Source organism: Pseudonocardia sp. McavD-2-B (genome assembly GCF_024124365.1).
GTDB classification, from domain to species: Bacteria; Actinomycetota; Actinomycetes; order Mycobacteriales; family Pseudonocardiaceae; genus Pseudonocardia; species Pseudonocardia alni.
In genome coordinates this window covers 1-11856 of record NZ_JAMXSG010000185.1, presented here as the reverse complement: position 1 = coordinate 11856, position 11856 = coordinate 1, and the positions used below count along the sequence as shown (strand labels likewise).

Genomic DNA, 11856 nt, shown 5'->3' with positions numbered 1-11856 from the left:
CGGCCAGCGCCAGCGCGCGGGCCCGCAGCGCGGCGGTCTGGTTGGTGAGCAGGCCGCGGGCGAGCAGGGCGCGCACGTCGGTCAGCCAGCGCACGACGGTCGGAAGGGTCATCAGCAGCAGGACGCCGAGCCCGGTGTTGAGCGCGACGTCGCCGAGGGTGGAGTCGATGCCCGTGATCGAGCCGAACAGGGTCCAGTTGTTCGGCCCTCGCGGCAGCGACCACTGCCAGAACACGTAGAACAGCCCGCCCAGGCCGGTGACCGACCACACCAGCGCGATCGCCGCGGTCACCGTCCGCACCGGCAGCGCGGTGACGGCGTGCGCGACGTCGCGCCAGCTCTGCGGGTCGGCCAGGGCCCGGAACAGCCGCCCCATCAGCGAGCGCCCGCGGTTGGGCCGGTAGTGGTGCGGCGGGAGCGGGCCGCCGGTCGCGGCCTCGGTGGCCCGGCGCTCCAGCTCGGCGAACCCGCGCGCCGCGGCCAGCAGCCCGACGGTGATCGGCAGCCCGATCCAGATCACGAACGTCCCCGCGCCCAGCACCAGCCCGACCAGGACCACGACCCCGCTGACGACCGCCAGCGGCAGCCCGGTCAGCAGGTAGGCCATCTGGGCGCCCAGCCGGGTGCGCCCCGGCCACGACGACGGCCAGCCCGGCGGGTGCGGCAGGTGCAGGCCGCCGTCGCGCAGCAGGTACTCGCGCAACGCGCCGTTGCCCCAGCCCTCCAGCGCGCGGACGAGGTGCGGGTCCAGGTGGCTGCCGCCCGGCTCGTCGGGGGCGGGGCGGGGGCGGGTGGCGAGGTCGCGGTCGGCCGGCTCCTCGGACATGCGGTCCTCCTGCTCGGCGCGGCACGGGTGCACCCCGAGGATAGGCGGTGACGAACACCCCGCCGGGGTCGCGTGGGACGGGGGCGACATGGTGAGCTACCCCTCGGTAACAGACGCGACGACGCGAGAAGGTGTGCCCGTGGACCCCGCCGACCTCACCGACGTCCTGGACTCCGTCCGTGACTTCATCCGCACCGAGGTGGTGCCGGAGGAGGAGCGGATCGACGCCGAGGACGCCGTCCCCGAGCGCATCGTCGCCCAGTGCAAGGAGATGGGCCTCTACGGCTTCACCATCCCCGAGCAGTACGGCGGCCTCGGCCTGACCGCCTCGCAGGAGGTCCGCCTCGCGTTCGAGCTCGGCTGGACGACCCCCGCGCTGCGCTCGCTGTTCGGCACCAACAACGGCATCGCCGGGCACGTGCTGCTGGAGGGCGGCACCGAGGAGCAGAAGAAGCAGTGGCTGCCCCGGCTCGCCTCCGGCGAGGTCACCGCCTCGTTCGGGCTGACGGAGGCCGACGCGGGCTCCGACCCCTCCTCGCTCACCACCCGGGCCGTCCGCGACGGCGACGGCTGGGTCCTCAACGGCTCCAAGCGCTACATCACCAACTCCCCCGTCGCCGACGTGATCATGGTGTTCGCGCGGACCGACCCGGACGCCCCCGGCAACCGCGGCATCTCCACCTTCCTCGTCCCGAAGGGCACCCCCGGCCTCTCGGTCGGGCCGAAGGACCACAAGATGGGCCAGTTCGGCGCCTGGACCGCCGACGTGTACCTCGACGACGTCCGCGTCCCGTTCGAGAACGTCGTCGGCGGCGAGGAGGGCATCGACAAGGGCTTCCTCGTCGCCGCGAAGTGCCTCGCCCACGGCCGGCTGCACATCGGCGCGGTCTGCGTCGGGATGGCCGACCGGCTGGTCCACGAGACCGTCGAGTTCGCCCGCACCCGCGAGCAGGGTGGCAAGCCGATCGCCCGGTTCCAGCTGGTCCAGGGCCTGGTCGCGGACTCGGTGACCGACGCCCGCGCGGGCCGCGGACTGGTCCTCGACGCCGCCCGCAGCTTCGACGACGGCACCGACATGGTCTCCGGGCCCGCTGCCGCGAAGTACTTCTGCTCGGAGATGGTGGGCCGGGTCGCCGACCGCGCGGTGCAGGTGCACGGCGGGGCGGGCTACATGCGCGGCGTCGCCGTCGAGCGGTTCTACCGCGACGCCCGGCTCTTCCGGATCTACGAGGGCACCAGCCAGATCCAGCAGGTCATCATCGCCCGCGACGCGCTCGGCCGCGCCGCCCGGGGCTGACCGCACCCCGCGCCCCACACCGCCCCCGCACCACTCCGCCCCCGCCCTCCGGGTAGCTCCCAGGGTCACTCTCGTAGCGCTCTAAGCCACGAAAGTGACACTCGGGGCAGCTCCGGGCGGGAGCGGCGCGAGGATGGTTGTCCACAGGGGAGGAAGTCGTCCCGGTTGCGGGGCCGGACGGGGGCACGCTGGTCGGGTGCCCCGACGCAGCGCTCCGTCACCCGCTGAGGTCCTGTCCGAGCTCCGCGAGCCCGTCGTCCCGGTCCGTGAGCTCGAGAGGCTGGGCCTGGACCGCCGGACGATCGCCCGCCGCTGCCGGCCGGGCGGGCCGTGGCGCAGTCTCTGTCCCGGGGTCGTCAAGCTGTCCAACGGCTCCGTGGTCCGTGACGACCGGCAGCGGGCAGCGCTGATCGTCGCCGGGCCGGACGCGATGCTGACCGGGCTCGACGCCTTGCACCTGCACGGGGTGCGCACCGCGCCGTCGCCCCACGGCCCGGTGCACGTGCTCGTCCCGCACGACCGTCGTCGCGGGAGGTGGTCGGTGGTGCGGACGGAACGGACGCGGCGTCTGCCGGTCCCGGGGGCACGCCGGCACCCGGTCGCACCGGTGGTCCGCGCTGCGGTCGACGCGGCTCGGTGCTCCCGCGATCGCGACTTCGTCCGGGACCTGTTCGCCGATCTCCTGCAACACGGGCACGGCACGATCGACGAGCTCCGGGAGGAGCTGGCTGTCTGCAGCAGCCGGGGAGTCGCCCTGCCCCGGGCGGTCCTCGGCGAGATGACCGCGGGGGTGCGCTCCGTGGCCGAGGCCAGGGCGCGGAAGCTGGTTCTCCGCAGCGGTCTGCCGGTGCCGCGGTCCAACGTCCGGCTGGCCGACCGGCGTGGCGTCCTGATCGCCGTCGTCGACTTCTGGTGGCCGGAGGCGGGTCTCGCCTGGGAGATCGACTCGATCGAGTTCCACCTCTCCCCGGAGGACTACGCCCGCACCGTGCGCAGGCGGGCCGCCCTCAGCAGGCACGGTGTCGTCGTGGTCCAGACGCTGCCGTCCGACCTGCGACGACGACCGGCCGAGATCGTCGACGAGCTACGTCGATGTCACGCCCGCGCTCTCGCCCAGCCCCGTCCCGACGTCGTCCACCTCGACGACGCCGCCTGAGCCGCGGGGCGGCCCCGGAGGTGCCCCCAGGGGAACTCTCGTAGCGCTCTAAGCCACGAGAGTTCCCCTGGGGGCAGGCCCGGAGGGCCGCGGACGTGAGAGGCAGCAGCCGGGACGACGAACGGCCCCGCCCGGGATCCCCGGGCGGGGCCGTCGTGTGCTGCGGTCGATCAGTGGGCGGCGGGGCCCCGGTGGTACTCGAACACCAGGCCGCCGACGGCGATCAGCACCAGCGTCATGCCGATGACGATCATCCAGGCGTACCAGAAGGCCACACCCAGGGCGGCGAAGGCGGCCGCGGCGGCCAGACCCAGCGGCCAGTAGCTGCCGGCGGAGAAGAAGCCCACCTCGCCGGCACCGTCGGACACCTCGGCCTCGGGGTTGTCCTCGGGGCGCTCCTCGAGGCGGCGGGAGACGAACCGGAAGTACGTGCCGACGATCAGCGACAGACCCGCGGTCAGCCACAGCGCGGTCACGCCGACGACCTCACCGGCGATGAACATGTACGCCAGCGCGGCCAGGATGAAGAAGCCGGTGACGATCTCGAAGAGCCGGGACTCGATCTTCATGGGGTGCGCGTCCTCCCTCAGCCCGTGACCTGCGCGGCCAGCTGGCCGCGGTCGGTCGAGAACGGCTGCGTACTGATCGCCTCCGGCGCGCACCACTCGCCACAGTTCAGCGCCTGCAGCGCCTCGCCGGTCGAGTAGGCCTGCCCGGTCTGCGGGTTGGTCTCCTTGCGGAGCTGGATGTACCGGTCGAACAGCGCGGGCTCCAGGGCACGCACCTCGAAGTTCATCTGGGAGTGGTACGTGCCGCACAGCTCGGCGCAACGACCGACGAACGCGCCCTCACGGTCGATCCGGTCGATGATGTAGCTGTTGTCCTGCTCGTTCCGCTCCGGGAACGGGAAGACGTCGCGCTTGAAGAGGAACTCCGGCACGTAGAACGAGTGGATCACGTCGGGCGAGCGCTGCGTGAACTGGATCGACCGGTCGGTCGGAAGGACCATGATCGGGATCGTGTCGCTCGTCCCCAGCGTGCTCACCGGGCGTCCGCCCTGGCCGGCCTCGTCGGGGTAGGAGAACTCCCAGTTCCACTGGAACCCGACGATGTCGACCCGCAGGTCGGCCGGGCCACCCGCGGTCGGGTTCTCCTTGTCGATGTAGTTCTGCACGTTCACCGTGAAGCCGAAGAGCACGGCCACGATGACGGTGGGGATCGCCGTGAAGACGAGCTCGACCGGCAGGTTGTACTGCGTCTGGCGCGGCAGCGAGCCGTCGTCGTCCTTGCGCTTCCGGTGCAGGATCATCGCCCAGAACATGGCGCCCCAGGTGATGACACCGACGACCAGCGCCGCGATCGCGGACCAGGTCCACAGGTTGCGCATCGACTCGGCTTCGGGAGTCACCCCCTCGGGCCACCCGAACCGGATGACCTCCTGGACCGAGCAACCGGCCAGAGCCGGAGTCGCCAGCAGGCCGACCACGGCCACCTTCGCCGCCCGGGCGATCCGGGAGCGGCCTTCGGTTCGGGCCACTGCACGCCGCCTTCCTGTCGTCTCCTGCGTACGCCGCACTGCCAGCACGTTCTTCCTTGCTCCGCCGTCACGACACCGCGGTCGAAGGGGATCATGTGCCACCCGTATGGAGCACCGTCTTCGACCTCGCGTAGAGCCTAGACGAACCCCGGTCGGGCCGCGCCCCCCGGGGGTTCCCGGACAGGGCGTGAACGTCGTCACCGCCGCAGGGGAAACAGGCAGTCTCGCAGCGGGAAGACCGTTTCGCACCGGGGCGCGCGAGACCCGTCCGGCTGACTCGGCATACTGATCGGTGTGTGCGGACTGCTGGGATTGCTGACCGCCGGGGCGGACGCCGCGACCCGGGTCGACCCGATCGCCGACGGGCTGCGCTGTGCGCGGCATCGGGGGCCCGACGAGAGCGAGACGTGGAACGACCACGACCTCGTCCTCGGGTTCAACCGGTTGTCGATCATCGACGTGGACCATTCCCACCAGCCCCTGCACTGGGGGCCGGTGCCGGGCGAGGACACCCGCTACACCATCGTCTTCAACGGCGAGATCTACAACTACCTCGAGCTCCGCGAGGAGCTGATCGAGACCTACGACGCGGCGTTCGCCACCGACGGCGACGGCGAGGTCATCGTCGCGGCGTTCCACTACTGGGGCCCCGACGCCGTGCAGCGCCTGCGCGGTATGTTCGCCTTCGCCATCTGGGACGTCGTGGAGCGCGAGCTGTTCCTGGCCCGCGACCCGTTCGGCATCAAGCCGCTGTTCCTGGCCACCACCCCGGTCGGCACCGCGTTCGCCAGCGAGAAGAAGTCGCTGCTGTCGCTGGCCGGTGAGCTGGAGATCGGGCTGGACCTGGAGCCGGCCGCGCTGCAGCACTACCTGACCCTGCAGTACGTGCCCGAGCCGATGTCGCTGCACCGGATGATCTCGCGCGTCGAGTCCGGCACGCACGTCACCGTGCGCCCCGGCGAGGAACCGCTGCACCAGCGCTACTTCGCGCCGAAGTTCATCTCGCTGCCCAGCCACGCCCCGGCCAGCGCCGAGGCGGAGGCGATCGTGCACGGCGAGATCGCCGACGTGCTGCGCGACTCGGTCGCCAAGCACATGCGGGCCGACGTCACCGTCGGTGCGTTCCTGTCCGGCGGGATCGACTCCACCGCGATCGCGGCGCTCGCCAAGGAGCACAACCCGAACCTGATCACCTTCACCACCGGGTTCGAGCGCGAGGGCTACTCCGAGGTCGACGTGGCCGCCGAGTCCGCCGCCGCGATCGGCGTGCGGCACGTGGTCCGCACCGTCAAGCCGGACGAGATGATGGAGGCCCTGCCGCTCATCATCTGGTACCTCGACGACCCGGTCGCCGACCCGGCGCTGGTCCCGCTGTGGTTCATCGCCCGCGAGGCCCGCCAGCACGTCAAGGTCGTGCTGTCCGGCGAGGGCGCCGACGAGCTGTTCGGCGGCTACTCGATCTACCGCGAGCCGCTGTCGCTGTCGCCGTTCGAGAAGGTCCCCGGCACGCTCAAGCCGCTCATGCGCCGGGCGTCGCGCAAGATGCCCGAGGGCATGCGGGGCAAGGACCTGCTGCGCCGCGGGTCGCTGTCGATGGAGCAGCGCTACTACGGCAACGCCCGCATCTTCCGCGACGACCAGCTGCACGAGGTCCTGCGCGGCTACGACCCGCGGGTGTCGCACCAGGACGTGACGGCGCCGCACTACTTCGCCAGCCACGACTGGGACCCGGTCGCCCGGATGCAGCACGTGGACCTGTTCACCTGGCTGCGCGGCGACATCCTGGTCAAGGCCGACAAGATGACGATGGCGCACTCGCTGGAGCTGCGGGTGCCGTTCCTCGACCCCGAGGTCTTCGACATCGCTTCGTCGCTGCCGCAGTCGCAGAAGATCACCCACGGCTCGAACGGCACCACGAAGTACGCGCTGCGCCGGGCCTGCGAGGGCATCATCCCGCCGCACGTGCTCAACCGGCCGAAGCTCGGCTTCCCGGTGCCGATCCGGCACTGGCTGCGCGACGAGATGTACGCCTGGGCGCGCGACATCCTGCAGAACTCCGGTGCCGGGCACCTGATCGACCTGCAGGCCGTGCACCGCATGCTCGACGCGCACCGCGAGGGCCCGGTCGACCACTCCCGCCGGATCTGGGCGGTGCTGGTCTTCCTGCTGTGGCACGGGATCTTCGTCGAGAAGCGGATCGTGCCGGAGGTCCCGACCCCGACCTACCCGGTCAAGATCTGAGCGGTCCCGCATGACGGACGGGCCGGCACCCCTGAGGGGTGCCGGCCCGTCGGCGTCCGGAGGGGGTCAGGCGGGCAGGACTGCGCGCAGCTCGTCGGCCGCGGCCTCGCCGAACGCGTCGGCCAGGCGGGTCAGCGCGGCGTCGCGGTCCCAGGTCCACTCCTGCGGGCCGTCGGACTCCAGCACGTAGGTCGCGATGAGCGCTCCCAGCTGCGCCGAGCGCTCGACCGACAGGCCGCCGCCGAGGGCGGTCAGGAACCCGGCGCGCCAGGCGTCGCCGACACCGGTCGGGTCGACCTGCTCGGTCGGCGCGACGACGTCGACGCGGGTCTCGGTGCCGTCGGACTCCACGATCACCGCGCCCTTCTCGCCGAAGGTGGTGATCCGGGTGCCGACCTTCGCGTCGACCTCCTCTGCGCTCCAGCCGGTCTTCTTGAGCAGCAACTCGTACTCGTAGTCGTTGGTGACCAGGTACGTCGCGCCCTCGATGAGGCGGCGGACCTCGGGGCCCTCCATCCGGGCGAGCTGCTGGGAGGGGTCGGCGAGGAAGGGGTAGCCCTGGGTGCGGCACTCGTCGGTGTGGCGCAGCATGGCCTCGGGGTCGCTGGCACCGATGAGCACCAGGTCGAACCCGCCGACGCGCTCGGCGATCGGGGCGAGCTCGATCTCCTTCGACTTGGCCATGGCGCCGGTGTAGAAGGACGCGATCTGGCGCATGTCGTCGTCGGTGGTGCAGACGAAGCGGGCGGTGTGGACGTCGTCGTGGGTGTGCACCCCGGAGGTGTCGACACCCAGGTCGTCGAGGACCTGTTTGTACTCGGCGAAGTCGGCACCGACGGCGCCGATCAGCACCGGGTTCTGGCCGAGCACACCGAGCGCGAAGGCGATGTTGCCGGCCACGCCGCCCCGGCGGACCGTCAGGTCGTCGACCAGGAAGCTGACCGAGATCCGGTCCAGCTGGTCGGCCAGGATCTGCTCGGAGAACTTCCCCGGGAAATGCATGAGGTTGTCGGAGGCGATCGAACCCGTCACGGCAATAGGCACACCGGGGACCCTACGTCACTCACGGCGAAGGGCCCCGCCGGAGATCACCGGCGGGGCCCTTCGGAGGTGCTGCTGTGCGACGTCAGTTGAAGCTGTCGCCACAGGCGCAGGAGCCGCCCGCGTTCGGGTTGTCGATCGTGAAGCCCTGCTTCTCGATGGTGTCGACGAAGTCGATCGTGGCGCCCTGCAGGTACGGGGCGCTCATCCGGTCGACGCCGACCTTGAGACCGTGGAAGTCACGGAAGAGGTCACCGTCGAGCGACCGGTCGTCGAAGAAGAGCTGGTAGCGCAGGCCGGCACAGCCACCGGGCTGCACGGCGATGCGCAGGTGCATGTCGTCGCGGCCCTCCTGCTCGAGCAGGGTGCGCGCCTTGACGGCAGCGGAGTCGGTCAGCTCCACGCCGTGCGTCTGCTCCGTGGTCGCGCCCGCGTCCAAGGTGTTGTCAACGGTCATGACTCTCCCAACAACGTGCGTGGTCCGCCCTGTTCCCACCGGGCGTCGGAATCCATAGTACGACGTCGGGCCGGTCCGCATCCGTGCGGAGACCGTGCGAATCGCCGACGGACGGGTGACGGGGCTCACCGGCTCCAGCGCGGTGCGACACGCTCCGCCAGGTCGGCGAGTGTCCCGGCCGGGTCCGCCATCGAGGCCTCCAGGCCGAACTCCTCCGCCACCCCGAACGCCGCGTCGACCCCGGCCGCCGCGGCCTCCCGGCGGCCCACACTGACCTGACCGGCCAGCACCACGCACGGCGTCCCGCGGTCGGCCGCACCCCGGGCGACGGCGGTGATCAGCTTCCCGCGCAGCGACTGCCAGTCGAAGCTGCCCTCCCCCGTGACGGCCAGGTCGGCGGCGTCCAGCTCGGCGTCGAGGCCGACCAGATCGCGGACCAGTCCGGCTCCGGACTCGACGCGCGCGCCGAGGGCGAGCAGCGCGGCGCCGAGACCACCCGCGGCGCCCGCGGCGGGCCGGTCGCGCACCTCGCGCCCGGCCAGGTCGGCGAGCACCCCGGCGAACACGGTCAGCGCGCCGTCCAGCTCGGCGACGGCGGCGTCGTCGGCGCCCTTCTGCGGACCGAACACGGCGGCGGCGCCATGCGGTCCGAGCAGGGGGTTGTCGACGTCGCTCGCCGCCACCAGGGTCATTCCACCCAGGTCGGGGGCCCCGTCGAGACGGGCACAGCAGTCCAGGGCCGCGCCGCCGGGCGGGAGCGGGAGGCCGTCGTCGTCGACGGGGACGGCGCCGAGCGCGGCCAGCAGACCGGCGCCGCCGTCGGTGGTGGCGGACCCGCCGAGCCCCACGACGGCGGTCGTGACGCCGGCGTCGCGGGCGGCGGCGAGCAGCTCCCCCACCCCGGACGTCGTCGCGGTGCGGGCGACCCCGGGGACCCGGTCCTCGCGCGGGACGTGGTGCAGCCCGCACGCCGAGGCGCACTCCAGGTAGGCCGTGTCGCCGACGCGCAGCCAGGACCCGGTCACCGGGTCACCGAGCGGACCGGTGACCTCCAGCTCGTGCACGGTCCCGCCGAGCGCGGTGTGCAGGACCTCCGCGAAGCCGGTGCCGCCGTCGGCGAGGGGGACGATCGCGACGTCGGCGCCCGGCACGCCGCGCCGCCAGCCCGCGGCGATCGCCTCGGCCGCCTCCCGTGCGCTGAGGGTTCCGCCGAAGGAGTCGGGAGCCACCACGATGCGCATGCGGGGCAGGCTAGCGGCGGCCCGTATTGTGGACACCTGTGAGGTTCCTGCGCCGCTCCGAGAGCTCCGACCAGGCCGGTCAGACGGCCGTCGAGTCCCCGGCGGGCACGGACGCTGCGGAGACGGAGGACGAGGGCGCGACCCGCTCGCGTCCCCACACCACCCCCGGCAAGGGCCGGGCGACACCGAAGCGCCGTGACGCCGAGGGCAGGCGGCGCGGTCCCGCGCCGCCCCCGCCGCGTACCCAGCGGGAGGCCGCGAAGCTGGCCCGCGCCACCCGGCCGTCGAAGGACGAGCGCCGGGCGAAGGCACTGGAGCGCCGCAAGCGGATGGACGCCGGCGACGACCGCGTGCTGCTCCCCCGCGACCGCGGCAAGGTGCGGGCGTACGTGCGCGACATCGTCGACTCGCGCCCGCACGTCATCGGGCTGTTCCTGCCGCTGGCCGCGCTCGTGCTGGTCGCCGCGCTGATCCAGAACCCGGTGATCCAGCAGTACGTCACGCTGTTCACGTTCCTGATGCTGATCGTGATGGTCGTCGAGGGCACGCTGCTGGGCATGCAGGTCCTGAAGAAGGCCCGCGCGAAGTTCCCCGACGAGGAGATCAAGGGCCTCGGCACCGGGTGGTACGCGTTCTCCCGCGCCACCCAGCCGCGCCGCATGCGCGTGCCCAAGCCGCGCGTCAAGCGCGGCGACACGGTCTGACACCGTCCCGGCGGGCCCCTGCTCTCAGAGCACGAGCGGCCCGCCGGGCAGGTCCAGCACGGCCTGCAGCGACGGCGTCTCCCCCGCGACGACCTCGGCCTCCCCACCCGCACCGACCGCGTCGAGCAGTGCGGTCACCCGCTCCGGCTCGGGGTGGGTCAGGCGCAGCGTGCGCAGGCTCGCCGGGACCGGCAGGTCGGACGACGGGTGCCGGGTGATGCCCCAGTCGATGAGGAACGGCAGCACCCCACCCGCGTCGTCGGGCGGGAACGCGAGCCGCCACGCGAGCAGCGTGCCGTCCGGGCGCCTACGGGACATGTCCCGGGCGGGTCCCGGGTCGTGCCCGGCGGCGCGGGCCGCGTCGAGCGCGGCGTCGAGGTCGTCGACACGCACCGCCCAGGTCACCAGCGCGGGTGCGGTCAGGGTGTCGATCCGGAACGGGCGCGGTGCGCCCGGCTCGTCCTGGGCGGGGTCGGGGCCGACGACCTCCAGGTACCGGCCCGGCCCGATCCCGGCCAGCCGGTTGCGGGTGCCGACACCGACGTGCGGCCCGCCCTCGAGCGTGTGGAGATGACGTCCGGCCAGGTCAGCGGCGGTGTCGTCGACGTCGGGGGTGGCCAGGACCAGATGATCGAGCACCTTCGCGACGCTACCGGGGACCGGTAGGACACGATGTGCGGCGTGACTCCTCCCGTCGAACTGCGGACGCTCGTCCTCGGGGGCACGCGCTCCGGCAAGTCGCGGCACGCCGAGGAACTGCTCGGCGACGACGCGGCGGTCCGCTACCTCGCGACCGGCCGGCGGATCCCCGGCGACACCGACTGGGACGCGCGCATCGCCGCGCACGCCGCCCGGCGTCCCGCCCACTGGACCACCGAGGAGGTCGGCGGCACCGAGCTGGCGACCGCACTCGCCCGGCCCGGCCCGGTGCTGGTCGACGACCTGGCGACCTGGCTGACCGGGGTCCTCGACGATGCCGGCGCCTGGGACGCCCCGGTCGTGCCCGCCACGGTCGACGCCGCCGTCGACGGCCTGGTCGCCGCGGTGGCCGCCGCGCCGGGACCGCTGGTGCTGGTCTCCGCCGAGACGGGGCTGGGAGTCGTGCCGGACACCCGCGCCGGGCGGCTGTTCCGTGACCGGCTGGGTGAGCTGAACGCCGCCGTCGCGCGGGTGTGCGACGACGTCGTGCTGGTGGTGGCGGGGCGGGCGCTCACCCTGCCGACTCCCGCCGTCACCGAGCCGGGCGCCGGTGTCGCCCCGACACCCGGCCCCACGGCGTCGGCCGCGGGGACACACGCCGGTCCCGTCCTGGCGGGCCCCGCCTCCGGGCTCGACGCAGCGGGAGCAGGCGCACCC

12 protein-coding genes are annotated in these 11856 nt (G+C 72.9%); 5 read left to right on the top strand and 7 right to left on the bottom strand.

From position 1 onward, the window contains the following. Positions 1-826: sensor domain-containing protein (locus NH602_RS21305; protein WP_253068721.1), on the bottom strand; the 826-nt coding region annotated here is incomplete at its 3' end. Positions 827-965: 139 nt separating this feature from the next. On the opposite strand from NH602_RS21305, the gene NH602_RS21300 reads away from it, so the two are divergent. Beyond that, on the top strand, positions 966-2123 hold the full coding sequence (locus NH602_RS21300) for an acyl-CoA dehydrogenase family protein (RefSeq protein WP_253068720.1): 1158 nt from the start codon (positions 966-968) through the stop codon (positions 2121-2123). A gap of 196 nt (positions 2124-2319) precedes the next feature. Then, complete coding sequence (locus NH602_RS21295) at positions 2320-3279, top strand: hypothetical protein (protein ID WP_253068719.1); 960 nt, start codon at positions 2320-2322, stop codon at positions 3277-3279. Positions 3280-3449: 170 nt separating this feature from the next. Here NH602_RS21295 and NH602_RS21290 read toward each other — a convergent pair whose 3' ends face one another. Beyond that, on the bottom strand, positions 3450-3848 hold the full coding sequence (locus NH602_RS21290) for a cytochrome c oxidase subunit 4 (protein ID WP_062395961.1): 399 nt from the start codon (positions 3846-3848) through the stop codon (positions 3450-3452). Between the two features lie 17 nt (positions 3849-3865). Further along, on the bottom strand, positions 3866-4816 hold the full coding sequence (locus tag NH602_RS21285; RefSeq protein ID WP_073574142.1) for a cytochrome c oxidase subunit II: 951 nt from the start codon (positions 4814-4816) through the stop codon (positions 3866-3868). Between the two features lie 294 nt (positions 4817-5110). Between NH602_RS21285 and asnB the strand changes: the two genes are divergently transcribed. Then, the gene (gene asnB / locus NH602_RS21280; RefSeq protein ID WP_043282739.1) at positions 5111-7057 is read left to right on the top strand and encodes an asparagine synthase (glutamine-hydrolyzing); all 1947 of its coding nucleotides are present in this window, start codon (positions 5111-5113) and stop codon (positions 7055-7057) included. Between the two features lie 66 nt (positions 7058-7123). Here asnB and NH602_RS21275 read toward each other — a convergent pair whose 3' ends face one another. From NH602_RS21275 to NH602_RS21265, 3 genes are all read right to left on the bottom strand, one after another. Next, positions 7124-8059: a carbohydrate kinase family protein gene (locus tag NH602_RS21275; RefSeq protein ID WP_100880531.1), complete on the bottom strand. Its 936-nt coding sequence runs from the start codon at positions 8057-8059 to the stop codon at positions 7124-7126. A gap of 124 nt (positions 8060-8183) precedes the next feature. Beyond that, on the bottom strand, positions 8184-8555 hold the full coding sequence (locus NH602_RS21270) for an iron-sulfur cluster assembly accessory protein (protein ID WP_062395963.1): 372 nt from the start codon (positions 8553-8555) through the stop codon (positions 8184-8186). Positions 8556-8680: 125 nt separating this feature from the next. Further along, positions 8681-9796, bottom strand: coding sequence for a glycerate kinase (locus tag NH602_RS21265; protein ID WP_073574145.1), 1116 nt, complete (start codon positions 9794-9796; stop codon positions 8681-8683). Positions 9797-9834: 38 nt separating this feature from the next. Here NH602_RS21265 and NH602_RS21260 point away from each other — a divergent pair, with 38 nt between their 5' ends. Continuing rightward, positions 9835-10500, top strand: coding sequence for a DUF3043 domain-containing protein (locus tag NH602_RS21260; protein WP_073574146.1), 666 nt, complete (start codon positions 9835-9837; stop codon positions 10498-10500). A 24-nt stretch (positions 10501-10524) separates the two neighbouring features. Here NH602_RS21260 and NH602_RS21255 read toward each other — a convergent pair whose 3' ends face one another. Then, positions 10525-11139 (bottom strand): VOC family protein, encoded by a 615-nt coding sequence (locus NH602_RS21255; protein WP_073574147.1) that lies wholly within the window; start codon positions 11137-11139, stop codon positions 10525-10527. 42 nt (positions 11140-11181) lie between these two features. Here NH602_RS21255 and NH602_RS21250 point away from each other — a divergent pair. Next, on the top strand, positions 11182-11856 hold a 675-nt coding region (locus NH602_RS21250; RefSeq protein ID WP_253068718.1), incomplete at its 3' end, for a bifunctional adenosylcobinamide kinase/adenosylcobinamide-phosphate guanylyltransferase.